This is a genomic window from Mycolicibacter longobardus, from assembly GCF_002102265.1.
In the GTDB taxonomy this organism is placed as follows: Bacteria; Actinomycetota; Actinomycetes; order Mycobacteriales; family Mycobacteriaceae; genus Mycobacterium; species Mycobacterium longobardum.
The window spans coordinates 123,771-137,729 of record NZ_LQPG01000030.1 but is presented as its reverse complement, the minus strand read 5'-3'; the positions used below and the strand labels follow the sequence as shown (position 1 = coordinate 137,729).

Annotated in this window: 16 protein-coding genes and 1 pseudogene; 8 read left to right on the top strand and 9 right to left on the bottom strand. The window is 66.2% G+C overall.

Annotation, left to right across the window (positions count from 1 at the left end; genetic code table 11):
* The first annotated feature begins 18 nt into the window (after positions 1-18).
* Both AWC16_RS16760 and AWC16_RS16755 read left to right on the top strand, forming a co-directional pair.
* Positions 19-771 carry a hypothetical protein gene (locus tag AWC16_RS16760; RefSeq protein ID WP_133055959.1) on the top strand — a complete coding sequence of 251 codons (753 nt, stop codon included), beginning with the start codon at positions 19-21 and terminating at the stop codon, positions 769-771.
* Between the two features lie 132 nt (positions 772-903).
* Positions 904-1,194 carry a hypothetical protein gene (locus tag AWC16_RS16755; RefSeq protein WP_085265868.1) on the top strand — a complete coding sequence of 97 codons (291 nt, stop codon included), beginning with the start codon at positions 904-906 and terminating at the stop codon, positions 1,192-1,194.
* Between the two features lie 386 nt (positions 1,195-1,580).
* On the opposite strand, the gene AWC16_RS16750 is transcribed toward AWC16_RS16755, so the two are convergent.
* From AWC16_RS16750 to AWC16_RS16735, 4 genes are read right to left on the bottom strand one after another with little or no spacing between them, the layout of a single operon-like run.
* Complete coding sequence (locus AWC16_RS16750; RefSeq protein ID WP_085265867.1) at positions 1,581-2,714, bottom strand: 3-beta-hydroxysteroid dehydrogenase; 1,134 nt, start codon at positions 2,712-2,714, stop codon at positions 1,581-1,583.
* 53 nt (positions 2,715-2,767) lie between these two features.
* Positions 2,768-3,010: an exodeoxyribonuclease VII small subunit gene (locus AWC16_RS16745; RefSeq protein WP_085265866.1), complete on the bottom strand. Its 243-nt coding sequence runs from the start codon at positions 3,008-3,010 to the stop codon at positions 2,768-2,770.
* Entirely contained in the window at positions 3,000-4,256 is a 1,257-nt protein-coding gene (gene xseA, locus AWC16_RS16740) for an exodeoxyribonuclease VII large subunit (RefSeq protein ID WP_085265865.1), read from the bottom strand. Before xseA ends, AWC16_RS16745 begins: the two co-directional genes overlap by 11 nt.
* Positions 4,253-4,837 carry a lipid droplet-associated protein gene (locus tag AWC16_RS16735; protein ID WP_085265864.1) on the bottom strand — a complete coding sequence of 195 codons (585 nt, stop codon included), beginning with the start codon at positions 4,835-4,837 and terminating at the stop codon, positions 4,253-4,255. Before AWC16_RS16735 ends, xseA begins: the two co-directional genes overlap by 4 nt.
* 97 nt (positions 4,838-4,934) lie before the next feature.
* On the opposite strand from AWC16_RS16735, the gene AWC16_RS16730 reads away from it, so the two are divergent.
* Positions 4,935-5,963: a 4-hydroxy-3-methylbut-2-enyl diphosphate reductase gene (locus AWC16_RS16730; RefSeq protein WP_085265899.1), complete on the top strand. Its 1,029-nt coding sequence runs from the start codon at positions 4,935-4,937 to the stop codon at positions 5,961-5,963.
* Between the two features lie 52 nt (positions 5,964-6,015).
* On the opposite strand, the gene AWC16_RS16725 is transcribed toward AWC16_RS16730, so the two are convergent.
* Positions 6,016-7,173, bottom strand: a complete 1,158-nt coding sequence (locus AWC16_RS16725) for a DUF6542 domain-containing protein (RefSeq protein ID WP_085265863.1) — start codon at positions 7,171-7,173, stop codon at positions 6,016-6,018.
* 76 nt (positions 7,174-7,249) lie between these two features.
* On the opposite strand from AWC16_RS16725, the gene ychF reads away from it, so the two are divergent.
* From ychF to AWC16_RS16710, 3 genes are all read left to right on the top strand, one after another.
* Positions 7,250-8,347: a redox-regulated ATPase YchF gene (ychF, locus tag AWC16_RS16720; protein WP_085265862.1), complete on the top strand. Its 1,098-nt coding sequence runs from the start codon at positions 7,250-7,252 to the stop codon at positions 8,345-8,347.
* Positions 8,348-8,355: 8 nt separating this feature from the next.
* Positions 8,356-9,300: an AbiTii domain-containing protein gene (locus AWC16_RS16715; RefSeq protein ID WP_085265861.1), complete on the top strand. Its 945-nt coding sequence runs from the start codon at positions 8,356-8,358 to the stop codon at positions 9,298-9,300.
* 121 nt (positions 9,301-9,421) lie between these two features.
* A complete protein-coding gene (locus AWC16_RS16710; protein ID WP_133055958.1) occupies positions 9,422-9,754 on the top strand; it encodes a hypothetical protein in 333 nt (110 codons plus the stop codon).
* A 6-nt stretch (positions 9,755-9,760) separates the two neighbouring features.
* Here the strand turns inward: AWC16_RS16710 and AWC16_RS16705 are convergent, their stop codons facing one another.
* Positions 9,761-10,198 (bottom strand): hypothetical protein, encoded by a 438-nt coding sequence (locus AWC16_RS16705; protein ID WP_085265859.1) that lies wholly within the window; start codon positions 10,196-10,198, stop codon positions 9,761-9,763.
* Positions 10,199-10,497: 299 nt separating this feature from the next.
* Between AWC16_RS16705 and AWC16_RS16700 the strand changes: the two genes are divergently transcribed.
* Positions 10,498-11,295 carry a hypothetical protein gene (locus tag AWC16_RS16700; RefSeq protein ID WP_085265858.1) on the top strand — a complete coding sequence of 266 codons (798 nt, stop codon included), beginning with the start codon at positions 10,498-10,500 and terminating at the stop codon, positions 11,293-11,295.
* A gap of 7 nt (positions 11,296-11,302) precedes the next feature.
* On the opposite strand, the gene AWC16_RS23940 is transcribed toward AWC16_RS16700, so the two are convergent.
* The 3 genes and pseudogenes from AWC16_RS23940 to AWC16_RS16695 form a co-directional block, all read right to left on the bottom strand.
* Positions 11,303-11,932: a DUF732 domain-containing protein gene (locus AWC16_RS23940; RefSeq protein WP_133055957.1), complete on the bottom strand. Its 630-nt coding sequence runs from the start codon at positions 11,930-11,932 to the stop codon at positions 11,303-11,305.
* Positions 11,933-11,949: 17 nt separating this feature from the next.
* A complete protein-coding gene (locus tag AWC16_RS23580) occupies positions 11,950-12,234 on the bottom strand; it encodes a hypothetical protein (protein ID WP_109561459.1) in 285 nt (94 codons plus the stop codon).
* Positions 12,161-12,568 (bottom strand): annotated as a pseudogene (locus tag AWC16_RS16695) (leucine zipper domain-containing protein); the annotation flags it as partial. The pseudogene AWC16_RS16695 and the gene AWC16_RS23580, both read right to left, overlap by 74 nt.
* 331 nt (positions 12,569-12,899) lie before the next feature.
* Here AWC16_RS16695 and AWC16_RS16690 point away from each other — a divergent pair.
* Entirely contained in the window at positions 12,900-13,907 is a 1,008-nt protein-coding gene (locus AWC16_RS16690) for an alpha/beta fold hydrolase (RefSeq protein ID WP_085265857.1), read from the top strand.
* The last annotated feature ends 52 nt before the right edge of the window (positions 13,908-13,959 follow it).

The following is a 13,959-nucleotide window of genomic DNA, read 5'->3' as shown; positions in this document are numbered from 1 at the left end:
CCACCGAAGGAGATGGTTGTGCAGCTGTCGCTTCGTCCCTATGTCACGGCCGGCGTCGCCGTGATCGGTGCCGGCCTGATCCATGTCACTCCGCCGGCCGCGCCCGATATCGGCCAGCCCGTCGTCGAACTTGCCGCTGCCTGGGACGTCGTCGACTTGGTCGACCCCGTCGATGCGGCAGTCAACAGCCTCGGTGCCGGTGCCGGGCCGTTGGTGGACTCGGTTGCCGGCATCCTGACGCCTGATGCCGGAGCCTTGAGCCCAACGGTCGAGGCGGCGCTGCCGAGCCCCGCCGACGCGGACATCCCCCAATTCTTCGATCCCGCGTACTGGGAGCAATGGTGGAATCTGCTGTTGACCGGCGACCCCATCAACGCTTGGTTCGGGCTGATCAACGGCCTGGCGAGCATTCCGATTATCGGCCCTATTTTCAGTGTCGTAGGGATCGTCTCGTTCTTGTTGATGCTAGGTGGGATCTTGCCGCATCCCGCGGAAGCTGATGGATTGGCGACCGGCCTGCAAGATCTCCACGAAGCGACGCTGCCGGGTGACATCGATCCTGCCGAGCCTGCCGTGGCCACTGCCTTGGGGGACAGCGCGGGCCTTGACGACATGAGCGCGCTGTTCAGCGGTGCAGCTGGGCTGTTGGAACCTGTCGTTGTGCTCGAGGGTCCGAGTGCGGTGCTGGATCCCGGTGCCGTGCTGTCGATCATCCCGATTCTGGAACTGGATCCCGAACTGGACCACGTTCTGATGAGTCTCATGCCTTGATCACCGTTCGACACCGGGAACGCCAGGTGAAGGAGTCCCGATGTCTCGTCCAAAGTCTCAAGTGACCAAGGCCAGGTCGTACCGCCGTGCGTTCGGGGCGGGAACGGCCTTGGGCGTCTTCTGGCATTCGGGATGGCGCCGTTGGCCGGCTCGCCGGAGGCGAACGCTGACCCGTTCGGCTGGATCGACGATCTGGTGGATCCAGCCTGGGGACTGGAGATGTCGTCGACTGCACTGAGCCTGCAGGCGGTCGCATCGGACCCGTTTCAGGATCTATACGTGACGCTGCATCCGATGGGTCAGGACTTCCTTGACGATCCGAACAGCGCGTTGTTCCTACAGGTGATCAATGAGCCGTTTGACATCCTGTTCGGGCGGGATCTGATCGGCAACGGAGACGCCGGCGGGCGGCTCGGTCGCTGATACCAACTGCCGCTCGCCATCAGGGCGTCAACTCGGCGCTGTCGATATGGGCTTCCGCGCCAGGCGATTTCGCCGTATCGCGGTAGCCGTCGAGATCCATTCGGTGGTGCTGCGCCAAGGCCGGGCTGAAAGTGCAGTGGCGCACTGCTGAAGGCGTCGTCCCTGCTGCCGGTGAACAGGAGGGCCATGAGAGCGCGGCGCCGTCACCTGTTTGTACTCGGCCGGTGGCGCGGCAGCCGAAACGGCCGTTCCGTACTCGTGGCAGAACTTGAAGCTCGCCGGCAGCTCGGTGCCGCAGGAACCGCACACCACGTCGCTATCGTGTCACCGCTGACCCGTAGCCGGACACAGACTTCGCCGCAGAACCTCCCGTTAACGGCCCGGCGCTACTCCGGGTGGGGCTCGGCGACCACAGTCGCCAGGTGCGGATGCGCTTCGGCCTTGATCCGTGCGAAGAGCTCTTTGTAGTACGGCAGGCAGTCGGCCATGGCCTGTTCGGTCGTGAACAGCGGTTGGTAGCCGAGGTCGCGACGGGCCTTCTCGATCGAGAAATAGTTGTTCAGGTAAAGCCGTTCTACCGCACCGGGTTCCAACAGCGGCTCGGGCAGGCCGAACCGGAAGTGCATCCACTGCCAGCCCACCATCGCGTCGCGCACCATCCGGCCGGAAACCCGGAGCCGTGGCCAGTGCTCGCCGCAGGCTTCCATGACCGGCCGGGCGAACTCGAACATGTTGATCGGTTCACCGTCGTTGATGAAGTAGGCCTGGCCGGGTGCCGATCCGCCCGGCACCAGGTGTTCTGCGGCCAGGATGAAACCATGAATCAGGTTGTGCACGTAGGAGTTGTCGAGCTTAGCGCGCTTGCTGCCGATGAGGACTTTGACGTGACCGGCGACCACGCTTTCAAACAGCTTGCGGAACATGGTCTGGTCCCCGTCGCCCCAAATCCCCGACGGGCGAATCGAACAGGTCAGCATGCCGCCAACACCGTTTTCGCCCAGCACGAATTTCTCGGCGACCACCTTGGTCTCGGTGTAGAGGTCGTTGTACTTGGTGGTGTAGGCCATGGTCTCGTCGCCGCCCGAGATGGCCTTACCGCCCATCACGACGCTGTTCGACGCGGTGTAGACGAACCGCTTCACCCCGGCCAGCTGCCCGGCCTGAACCAGGTTCTTGGTGCCGTCGACGTTGACCGCAAAGCTGCGCCGCCGGATCTCGTCGGTGACTTTCGCGCCGCCCTGCAGATCGATGATCGCGGCGGTGTGGAACACGGTGTCGATGTCTGAGACCGCCGCGGCCACCGTCTCCGGGTTGCAGATGTCGCCTTCCACCTTCTCGAGGTTGGGGTGGTCGGCCAGCGGCGACGGCGCCCGGTCGAAGGACCGCACCTGGTAGCCGCGCTCAAGCAGCGTCTTGACGAAATTGGTTCCGACGAAGCCGGAACCCCCGGTCACCAGTACCCGGCCGAGCTCCGTTGTCAGTGATGGATCACGCTGTGTTGTCTGTGATGGATCACCCATCGGGCGAGCATAACTGAACGTGTTTCAGTTCTCGCGGGCTTCCGACGTGTAGGTCACACCCGACCGTCGTCGCCGGGTGCGGAGTCCAGCACGTCCTGTACGCGCTGCCGGGCACCGGCTAAGTGCTCTTCACACCGCTTGGCCAGCTGCTCGCCCCTTTCCCAGAGGCTCAGCGAAGCGTCGAGATCCAACCCGCCCTGTTCCAGCCGCTGCACCACATCGATCAGCTCGTCACGGCACTGCTCATACCCGAGCTCGCTAACGGGTGTCACCGGATCGGTTTGCTCAGCTGCCATCGCTGGGTCCTTCAAGAAGTCGCCCCTCACTCGTCGCCGCGACCGCTCCGTCAGCCACCCGGATGCGCAACCGGGTGCCGGCCGCCGCATCCTCGACCGACCGCAGCACGTGCGGCCCACCGGCGCCCACGGTCTGGACAACCGCATAGCCGCGCGCCAATGTAGCGGCCGGGCCCAGGGTAGCCAGCCGCGCCGACAGGTGCCCCACCCGTTCGGTCTGCGCGGCGATCAGCCGGGTGACGTCGCGGCGCACCGCCGCCAGCGCGCGCCGCACCTCTTCGCCGCGCTCGGTCAACGCGCGCAGCGGGTCGGCCAGCACCGGGCGGCTGCGCAACTGTGCCAGCATCCGGTCTTCACGGACCACCCAGTGGCGCACGGCCTGGGCGCTGCGCCGGCGCAGGTCGTCCACCAGCGCCTGCTCGGCGGCGGCGTCCGGAACGATCTTCTTGGCCGCGTCGGTGGGGGTGGCGGCCCGCAGGTCGGCGACCAGGTCACACAGTGGGTTGTCGGGCTCGTGACCGATCGCGCTCACCACCGGGGTGCGGCACGCCGAGATCGCCCGGCACAGGGTCTCGTCGGAGAACGGCAGCAGGTCCTCGACGCTGCCGCCGCCGCGGGCCAGCACGATCACCTCCACCTCCGGGTCGGCGTCCAAGTCGCGCAGCGCCTCGACCATCTGGGCGACGGCGGTGGGTCCCTGCACCGCGGTGTTGCGCACCGCGAAGCGCACCGCCGGCCACCGGGCGCCGGCCACCGTCATCACATCGTGTTCGGCGGCACTGGCCCGTCCGGTGATCAGGCCGATCGTGCCCGGCAGGAACGGGAGGGGTCGTTTGAGGCGGGGGTCGAACAATCCTTCGGCGTCCAGCAGCCGGCGCAGCCGCTCGATGCGGGCCAGCAGTTCACCGATCCCGACAGCGCGGATCTCGCTGAGCCGTAGTGAGAAGGTGCCGCGGGCGGTGTAGAAGTTGGGTCTGCCGCAGACCACCACCTGGGTGCCCTCGGTCAGCTTGACCGGCGCTCCGGCCACCAGCTCGGGGCTGCACGTCACCGTCAGCGACATGTCGGCGGCGGGGTCCCGCAGCACCATGAACACCGTGCGCACCCCGGGACGCAGGTTGATCTGGGTCAGCTGACCCTCCACCCACACCGATCCCAGCCGGTCGATCCAGCCCTTGACCCGGATGGCGACCGCGCGGACCGGGAATGGGTTCTCCGCGGATTCCCCCGGCGCTGGGGCGGTCACTTCGCGGTTGTGCGGGTGATCCTGTTGGCCAGCAGCGTCTGGAACGGTGCACGTGCCTTGGTGGCCCCTTCGTAGGCGAGCAGGGTCTCCAGCTCGTCGAGGCTCAGTGACGCCAGCCGGGCCCGCAACTGGGCCAGGGTCAGCGTGCCGTAGTCGAGTTCGTCGACCAGGTCGGGGACTGCCACGTCTGGGTCGGCATCCTTGGCCGATCCGGACGCGGAACCGGTGGGCGGGGTGGTGCCGTCGTCGCTGAACGAGTACAGGGCGAAGCGCCCCTCGGTGCGCTGTCCTGGGTCGTCGTCGAACACCGCGCCGGCTCCGTCGAGGGTGTCGTCGACGTCGTCGTCGAAGGTCGCCCACTCCGGCTGCTCGTCCTTGGGCGGAAAGAGCGACTCAAGGGTGGAGTCGCCCTTGTTGACCAGCTCAGCGACACCCTGCTGCCAGCGCATCACCGCGTGCGCGGCCTGACTGGCCAGCGTCATCGGGTAGGTCAGGATGGTTTGCGGCAGCTTCAGGGTCTCCTCGACCGCGACGGTTGCGGCGCCTACCAGAAGCCGGACTCCAAATGGTGCAGTTGCCATGGCCCCCAGCCTGCCTTACCTGGGCGGTCATCTCCAAGTATTGATGTGCCGGGTGCGAGCTGGCGGTCTCATGTCGGCAGACCGTACGCTGGTTGCCATGCCGCCGACCGTCGACTTGGGGATCCCTGGTAGTTCAGCCAGTTCAGGGACGCCGGTCGCCACCGCAGCCCACATCGGTAAGCGCGTGCTGCTGGCCGAGCCGCGCGGGTACTGCGCGGGTGTGGACCGGGCGGTCGAGACGGTGGAGCGGGCGCTGGAGAAGCACGGCGCACCCGTCTACGTCCGGCACGAGATCGTGCACAACAAGCATGTGGTGGACACCCTGACGAACAAGGGCGCGGTTTTCGTTCACGAGACCGACGAGGTGCCCGAAGGCGCGATGGTGGTGTTCTCCGCCCACGGCGTGGCCCCGACCGTGCACGAATCCGCTGCCGACCGCAGTCTGCGGGTGATCGACGCGACCTGCCCCCTGGTGACCAAGGTGCACAACGAGGCCAAACGGTTCGCCCGGGACGGCTACGACATCCTGCTGATCGGCCACGCCGGCCATGAGGAGGTCGTCGGGATCATCGGTGAGGCGCCCGACGACGTGCAGCTGGTCGACGGCTTAGATGCTGTGGCCGCGGTGACCGTCCGCGACGAGAACAAGGTGGTGTGGCTGTCGCAGACCACCCTCAGCGTCGACGAGACCATGCAGACCGTGGTGAAGCTGCGCGAGCGGTTCCCGAACCTGCAGGACCCGCCCAGCGACGACATCTGCTACGCCACCCAGAACCGGCAGACCGCGGTCAAGGCGATGGCCCCAGAGTGCGAGCTGGTGATCGTGGTGGGATCACGCAACTCCTCGAACTCCTGCCGGCTGGTCGAGGTGGCGCTGGGTGCCGGCGCGGGTGCCGCTCATCTGGTCGACTACGCCGAGGACATCGACCCGTCGTGGCTGGACCCGGAGGCCGGCCAGGTGCAGACCATCGGCGTCACCTCGGGTGCGTCGGTGCCGGAGATCCTGGTCCGCGGCGTGCTGGAGCGGCTGGCCGAGCATGGCTACGGGAAGGTGTACCCGGTGGCGACGGCCAACGAGACGCTGGTGTTCGCCCTGCCGCGCGAGATCCGGCCGGACCGCCGCTAGCGTCGATCGCGAGCGCGGCGTCAGCCGGGCGCGGCGGGTCGGCGCCATCGGGTCAGATGTCGTATTCCCAGGAGTCGGCCTCGCCGCGCGGTTGGCGGGGCCGGGTGCGGGGCTGCGGGCCGGATTCGTCGCCGGCGGCCTTCCGGTAACGCACCTGGGAGACGGGGTGGCGGGTGCCGTTGTCACGGCTCGGGGCACCCGCTGGTGCCTGCCGACGTCGGGGCAGCGGTTCGGACGCCTCAGCGGGCCGATACCCACGGGTGCGGGGATCCCGATTGGCCCGCGGCATGGGTTCACGCGGGGAGTCCTGGGGTGGACGCGGACGGCGCCGCGGCGGCTCATCCTGCCACTCGGGCACCGGTCGCCGTCGGGGTATGCGCTCGTCGTGGACGTCGGGGCGGGGCCGCCGCCGCAACGGCTCGTCGCGCAGCTCGGCTGCCGGGCGTCGCTGCCGCGGACGCTCCGCCGCCGGGCCGTCCATCGCCGGCCGGACGTGCCGGGAGCGGGTGGGGGCCGCGGCTTTGGCGGCGCCCCGGCGCTCGGTGGAGCGGGGACGGGACCGGCCCGAGGCGGCTTCCCGCGCAGCGCGACGGGACTCCGCGGTGGCTCGGCGGGGACGCCCGCCCGGGCGCTGCCCGCGTTCGGCACGTGAGGTCGACGGCTCGATGGCGTGGGCGGGGTTGCGGTTGAGCGCCGAGGTGAGCATGGCGCCGAGTTTGTCGGTGAGCGTGGAGCGGCGGGGCGTGTGGTCGTCGGCGTCGCGTGTCGCGGTGCCGGCCAGCATCCCGAGATACCAGCGAACCATTCCGATCAACAGCACGGCGGCCGCCGTGAACAGCATCAGCGGGAATCGTTCGATCAGTGGATAACCGCAGTTGATGACGATGGCCTTGAGCCCGGGAAAGCCCGCACCGCGGAACAGCCAGTATGCGGTCGGCACCGTGACGAACAGGATCAGCGGCGGCTGGATGACCGTCGTGAACACCGCCGATTGCTGCACCATGAGCACCGCCGCGACACAGCCCATCACGTACAGCGCGGAGAAGATGGTGGTCAGCTCCTTGTCGCCGGACCCGGCGTCGAACGCGACTCCGACCGCGGTCGCGACCACCGCCACCGCCACGGCGCTCCACCACGGCAAACCGGCGACGCTGGGAAGGATCGACCGGTGGTCAGCCGCCACCGCCGAGTTCTTCCGCTGTGCTGCCACACACTGACGGTACCGGCTGGCGATGGCAGGTGCGTACGGCGGCACGCCCGGCGAGGATCGTTAGACTTGGCTCCCTGTGAGCCTGAGCCTGGGAATCGTGGGGTTGCCCAATGTCGGTAAGTCGACCCTGTTCAACGCGCTGACCCGCAACGATGTGTTGGCCGCCAACTACCCGTTCGCGACGATCGAGCCCAATGAGGGCGTGGTGCCGCTGCCCGATCCCCGGCTCGCCAAGCTGGCGGAGATCTTCGGATCCGAGCGGATCCTGCCGGCGCCGGTGACGTTCGTCGACATCGCCGGCATCGTCAAGGGCGCCTCGGAGGGTGCGGGTCTGGGCAACAAGTTCCTGGCCAACATCCGCGAGTGTGACGCCATCTGCCAGGTGGTGCGGGTCTTCGCCGACGACGACGTGGTGCACGTCGACGGCAAGGTGGACCCCGAGGCCGATATCGAGGTGATCGCCACCGAGCTGATCCTGGCCGACATGCAGACCCTGGAGCGTGCGATACCCCGGCTGGAGAAGGAAGCCCGCAACAACAAGGACCGCAAGCCGATGCTCGACGCGGCCGTGGCGGCTGCGGCGATCCTCGACAGTGGACAGACCCTGTTCGCGGCCGGGGTGGACACCGCGCCGCTGCGCGAACTGAACCTGCTGACCACCAAGCCGTTCCTGTACGTGTTCAACGCCGACGAGTCGGTGCTCACCGACGAGGCGCGGGTGGCGTCTCTGCGTGAGCTGGTGGCCCCGGCCGACGCGGTCTTCCTCGACGCCAAGATCGAAGCCGAGCTCGCCGAGTTGGACGACGAGTCGGCAATGGAGCTGCTGGAGTCGATCGGGCAGACCGAGCGGGGTCTGGATGCCCTGGCGCGGGCCGGGTTCCACACCCTGAAATTGCAGACCTACCTGACCGCCGGACCGAAGGAGGCGCGGGCCTGGACCATCCACCAGGGCGACACCGCGCCCAAGGCGGCCGGGGTGATCCACACCGACTTCGAGAAGGGCTTCATCAAGGCCGAGGTGGTCTCCTACGACGATCTCGTGGAGGCCGGTTCGATGGCCGCCGCCAAGGCCGCCGGCAAGGTGCGTATGGAGGGCAAGGACTACGTCATGGCCGACGGGGACGTGGTGGAGTTCCGGTTCCAAGCAACGTCTGGACAGCAGAAGAAAGCCTAGCTGGGGCCATGGGAAGGCAAGAGGAAGCGCTGCGCGTCGCCGAGGAGCTGTTGGCGGATATCGAGCTAAAACGTCTCAAAGCCTCTGAGATTGTATTGAAGGCGAGCAGTGTGGCCCGACTCGTGGGGCACGAGGCCCTGACCGAGTTCCTCGCCTACGAGCGAAGCGGTTATCCTGCGGACGGTTCCGCGGAAAAGTGGATTGACCGGTCCGGACGATGGTCGATCGACAACGAAGGCAAGTTCTTCTTCCAGTCGATCGCGAAGATCGACGCCAATCTCGAAAGCAGGCGCCAGGCACTTGAGGCTCTGCGGGGCGGCGGCAACTATTCGGGCGATAATGCGGCAATCGCCGCCAGAGAGCATGACCAGCGCATCGGCACTGCTACGAGAGAGCTCGCCATCTGGTCCGGCATTAGTGGTCAGGTCGTCGCCACGATCTACGACATAGTGGTTGAGATCTACCACGCATTGCTGTTCAGCGAGCTGCAAGCAACGCTGTTCGCTGACACGCAAACGAAGGTGGATGGCTCACTCTCGGCCGCTAGCGGGTCAAGCCTCGACAAGATTGAGCGTGTTTCGGACCGGCTCCGGGACGGTGACCCGGAATCCATCAGCCAAGCCCTGACGACGTGTCGGCGGCTGATCGACTCATGCGCTGACCACGTTTTCCCCGCTCAGTCGGAGCCCTACGCGATTGGCGAGGAGGCCACGCTGCAAGTAGGACCGCAAAACGTCCTTAACCGCTTGCAGGCGTACACCCACCAGTGCGGTATCACTAAGAGTCGCCGAGACCGACTTCGGCGCACTGTCGCTGATCTTTACGGCCGGTGCTCTGCGGGAACGCACGCCGAGGTCACTGTGGATGAAGCTCGCTTCGTTTTCCTTCAGACCTACATCGCACTGGGGGAGATTCTGACCTTGGAGCGCAGCAGCGAGCCGCTGGATTCGTAAGGGGGTTGTGGGCGATGTTCCGCAACCACGTGGTGGAGTTCCGGTTCAACGTGTAAATGTCTGCTGATATCAGGCGGCCTATCCCGTCTGGCCGGTGATCCCGACCAGCACAATGGAGCGCATGGCTGACGAACGGAAGGTGGTCCGCCTGGTGCGGTGGACCCACGATCAGTTGGCGTGGGGGCAGGCGAACGTCGCAATTCACGGTCTCGGCGACGAACTTAAGAACCTGACGCCCGCTGATCCCGACCGGGTTGATGACGACCGGCAGGACTATCTCATCAGCGCGACCGAGGAGAAGTTCGCCGACGCGGTGTGGCGGGTCAACGACTATCTGGCCGACCTTCCACACGGTGCCGACCATGCAGCGCACGGGTTCGTGAGTGCACTGTCGAACCCACTCAGTGGGCCGGGCGGCAGCCATGAGTCACTAAGCGATGAGGACGACGACTGACCGGCGCTAGTTGCCCGTCATCAGGTTGCCGCCCGCGCCGCTCAGCGCGCCGATGGCCACCTGTTGGAGTGCGCCGGTGAGCCAAAGTCCGATCTTCTTAGCGCGGCTGCGTTCTTCCTGGGGACGCGACTCGTCGTCGGCGACGGCCTCGAACGCCGCGATCAGCCGCTCGATTTGCGTCTCAGGCGTCGGCCACTGCCCGGCGACCCGTAGGGCGGCGCTGGTCGGTTTGCCGACCACGATGTATCCGACGCCCGACGCCGTGCGGCCCTCTTCGAAATAGGGCTCGGTGTAGAGGAGGCGCAAGGCGCGCTGAACCGTGTCCTCATCGAATCCGGTTCGCGCTTTGATGGCGCTCACGCGCGGACCCCGGCCCTTCTCCTCGTAAAGCTCGACGGCTGCTTTGAGGACGGGCAGATCACGCGATTCCCAGGTGTCCGTCATGCGCGGGAGTATGCCGGACACCCCCGACAGTGACGGGTGCCTCAGCGGTCCCGGTGTGAGCCAAGTTGTCCACAGACGTCCCGGTAGTTGTCGCACCGCCGACGTACGATCAGCGCGGCAGCCTCATACGAACTGCCACCGAGACGCCGAGGCCCTGCCGGAGCGGACTCCGACAGGGCTCGACGTGTATTGGCGAATACCACCGACAGCCTAGAGGGTGAACGACCCTGCGTCGTAGGGGTTCGGTCACATCGGGGTCGATCAGGTCTGGTCGCGGCAACGCACCAGGAGGTCGACTCTTGCCCGACGATCCACCGTTACGCCGCTCCGTCCGCGACTTCTGCAAGCACTACGGGCTCAGCCGGAACCAATTCCTCGCCGCCCGGTCCAAGGCCAAGGTCAGGGCAAAGGACTGGGGCACGCTGCTGTCGGCCAACGACGAGAAGGCCCTGCTGGAACACGTCAGCGCAGACCGGCGCAGTGAGCAGGTCATTCGATCTATCCGCGAGCAGCCGAGGGTGACCAAGCGGCTCACCCTGCCGCCCAAGCCGCCGGTTGACTACGCCGCCGAGTTCGAGCGGATGTCGCGCGCTTTCGATCAGTGGCGGCACGTGCTGGGGGAGTTGGCGAAGGGGCACGTACCCGACGAACGGACTGGGCGGTGTAAACGCTGCCATGAAGAAGCTCCGTGCCGCACCCGACGCACGCTGAACCGGATCGACAACGAATTGGTCGAGCAGGTTGCCGTAGCCGACTCTGGCGATCCCGGCGATGGGTTCGATGCAGCGAACCAGCCCGCCGAGGTCCAGCCAGAACGCTCGCTGAGCGAGCTTTACGAGGCCCGCAACCGTTGTCGGCGGGCACTCGTTGAACTGACGATCGACCACATGATCGTGGACGACAAGGGCCACTGCACCCAGTGCCCCAAGGGCACCCCCTGCGACATCAACAACGCGATTACTCGCATCAATCGGGGCATCGCCAAACAGATCGAGACCTATGCCTGTATGAGCGACGGCGAGCGTGAGGCGGCGCTGGGCGAGCGTCCGATGAGGTACTACTACGACGAGGGCGACGATGATTGGGATGCGGTGTGACCAGCGGCTAGCTGAGCTTTTGCCACGTTTGACAATTCACCGACCCAAACGCTCCGTCTGTCGACAGGATAGTCACGGTGATTGGCCCGCCCTCCACGCCTTGGTCAATGACTGAGCTGGCGCTTCCGCTGAGATCGCGAGTCCGCGACCAAACGCAGACCTGACCGGCCACGGATGGTTGCGATACGTAGGTTCCTGGTTCGACCTCGGAGCTAACTCCGAACTTGCCGTCGCCTGGGATGGTGCTGCCCGTCGGGTGAGGAGCATTGGGGTCGGGGCCTTGATAGAGCGCGACGTTGGGGCAGAAGTTATCGTGGGCTGCTAGGTAGACAGCATTTGCACCTTCGTCGCTCAGATGGTGATCGGCGACGATCACGGGTACAGGGTCATAGTGAGTGCCCTTACGCCGCGCCAGGTCGCATAGGCTACGACCGTATTTGACGCTGGAACTATCACTAGCCTCGCCAGCGAATCGGAGCGTGATGTTCCGGACTTTCAGCGCTTGTAGGTAGCTGCCCTCGGGATCGGGATTGTGCGAGGTCGTGGTGGCTGCCTGATCTGCGGTCGGGTTATCTCCACACGCTGCCGAGCAGACGGCGACAGCTGCCACTAACAGCATGAGGATGGCCGATTTCATCGGCGAAGCTTACGCGATCACTGCGGACGCGCGGTGATCACCGCGCTTCGCCATCCGCCCAGACGTCGGGTCATCCACGCGGGCGGTGGTGTACCACAGCCCTCGCGCATCCGGCGTTCGGTGTCGATCGGGGAGACGAAGCCCCACGCCTGCCCGATCGAATGCGCCAGCACGTCAAAGGCCAACACCGCAGCGGCGAGCGAGTCGGGCTGGTGCTGGCCGGACTGCCAGGCCGTCGCTTGCGTCTCGAAGTCGGGCAGGTGACCGGCGACGCGGCAGGTACCGACTTCGAGGGCCTGCATCGACGTGAATCATCGAGCCGGGATGGCCGTGTTCGTAGCGACGAATCGGCTCACCGGTGACGTGGTCGATGTGGTTGAGGCGGTTGATTCGGCAGCGCACCAACACCGCATGCACCGTCGAGGCCGGCATCGCCAACTGGCCGGCGATCTGCACCGGTCCCAGGCGTTGACGCCACCGCAGGTGCACGATCTGGCGAGTTATCGCAGGTGGTGTCTTGGCGGGGCTGTGGTGCGGCCGCAATGAGCGATCAGCCATCCCGTCCGGACTTTTTGCGCAGTATCGAGCTGCCCACTTGGCAGCCGTGCGAGGTGAAACCATGAACAGTTTCGCCGCTGTTGCATAGCTGTCACGGGCACCGCCACCCGGTGGTGTCCACGGACGTTGTACCGCAGTGAGTTGATTTTGGCCTGGTCGTTGAGACAGGTGAAGGCCTCCGGTTGTGAAGTGGAGCTGTCTAGAAACCGCTTCATCAACCAGGAAGCCTTCGTGTCCACGCTAATGCCAGCACTGACCCCACGCGCCCGATTGAGGCTGGCTGAGTTGGTCGTCAATGGCGGCTTGACGTTACTTTCAACGGGTCGCGCGTTAAATCCTCGAAACATCGGGTGCGCAGCGGGCCGGTCGGCGGTTAGCTGTCGGTAGCTGCGGATGGTGGGAGGACCGGATGGTTGCGGATGATCGGCGATTGCGGCCGGTCTCGGATGATCCAGTCCGAGTCGAATACCGAACTGTGCACGGATATCTCCGGGCGTATCGGGTGGCCGGGGACGGGCCGCCGCTGCTGTTGATCCACGGGATCGGAGACAATTCGTCGACCTGGGAGCCGCTGATCCCGCTGCTGGCGCAGAAGTACACGGTGATCGCCCCGGATCTCCTCGGTCACGGGCTCTCGGATCAGCCGCGTGCTGACTATTCCGTCGCCGCGTTCGCCAACGGTATGCGAGATCTGCTGTCGGTCTTGAGTTTTGATCAGGTGACGGTCATCGGGCACTCCTTGGGCGGCGGGGTGGCGATGCAGTTCTGCTACCAGTACCCACAGATGGTTCAGCGGCTGGTGTTGGTGGCTGCCGGCGGTGTGACGCGCGGGGTCAACCCCGCCCTGCGGCTGGCGTCGCTGCCGGCCGCACCGCAGGCGCTGGCCGCACTTTCAGTGCCAGGATTGGAGACAGCGCTCCGGACGGTTCGGGGGCAGCTCGACAAGGTGGACCTGCCGGCGCTTCTGGTCGATCTGCCCGAGATTCTGCGGGTGCTCGGTGATTTGAGTTCGCCGAGCAAGCGGGCGGCGTTCGTGCGGACGCTGCGCGCCGTGGTGGATTGGCGCGGGCAGATGGTCACCATGCTCGACCGCAGCTACCTCACCGAACGGCTCCCGATCATGATCGTCTGGGGCACCCACGATCTGGTGCTGCCGTATTCGCACGCCAAGCTCGCACACGCCGCTATGCCGCATTCGCGGCTGGAAACCTTCGTCGATTCCGGTCATTTCCCGTTCCGTGAAGACCCGCTACGGTTCGCCGACCTCGTCGACGACTTCATAACCAGCACGGTGCCGCTGGATTTCGACCTGGAACGGTGGCGTCGGCTGCTCACCGACGGAGCGGCCGACCCAGCGGTGGCGGATCAGGATGAGGAGTTGCTCCGCGCGTTGAGAGACGCCCGCAGCGCCACCTGACCCGCGGCGTCTGGCGTCATGGCCGCCGCCAAGGTGCGCATGGAGGGCAAGG

Excerpts from the sequence above, each read along its gene's own strand:
- AWC16_RS16755 (WP_085265868.1), top strand. The coding sequence starts at position 904 with ATGGCGCCGTTGGCCGGCTCGCCGGAGGCGAACGCTGACCCGTTCGGC.
- AWC16_RS16750 (WP_085265867.1), bottom strand. The coding sequence starts at position 2,714 with ATGGGTGATCCATCACAGACAACACAGCGTGATCCATCACTGACAACG.
- AWC16_RS16745 (WP_085265866.1), bottom strand. The coding sequence starts at position 3,010 with ATGGCAGCTGAGCAAACCGATCCGGTGACACCCGTTAGCGAGCTCGGG.
- AWC16_RS16735 (WP_085265864.1), bottom strand. The coding sequence starts at position 4,837 with ATGGCAACTGCACCATTTGGAGTCCGGCTTCTGGTAGGCGCCGCAACC.
- AWC16_RS16730 (WP_085265899.1), top strand. The coding sequence starts at position 4,935 with ATGCCGCCGACCGTCGACTTGGGGATCCCTGGTAGTTCAGCCAGTTCA.
- AWC16_RS16715 (WP_085265861.1), top strand. The coding sequence starts at position 8,356 with ATGGGAAGGCAAGAGGAAGCGCTGCGCGTCGCCGAGGAGCTGTTGGCG.
- AWC16_RS16710 (WP_133055958.1), top strand. The coding sequence starts at position 9,422 with ATGGCTGACGAACGGAAGGTGGTCCGCCTGGTGCGGTGGACCCACGAT.
- AWC16_RS16705 (WP_085265859.1), bottom strand. The coding sequence starts at position 10,198 with ATGACGGACACCTGGGAATCGCGTGATCTGCCCGTCCTCAAAGCAGCC.
- AWC16_RS23940 (WP_133055957.1), bottom strand. The coding sequence starts at position 11,932 with ATGAAATCGGCCATCCTCATGCTGTTAGTGGCAGCTGTCGCCGTCTGC.
- AWC16_RS23580 (WP_109561459.1), bottom strand. The coding sequence starts at position 12,234 with ATGCAGGCCCTCGAAGTCGGTACCTGCCGCGTCGCCGGTCACCTGCCC.
- AWC16_RS16690 (WP_085265857.1), top strand. The coding sequence starts at position 12,900 with ATGGTTGCGGATGATCGGCGATTGCGGCCGGTCTCGGATGATCCAGTC.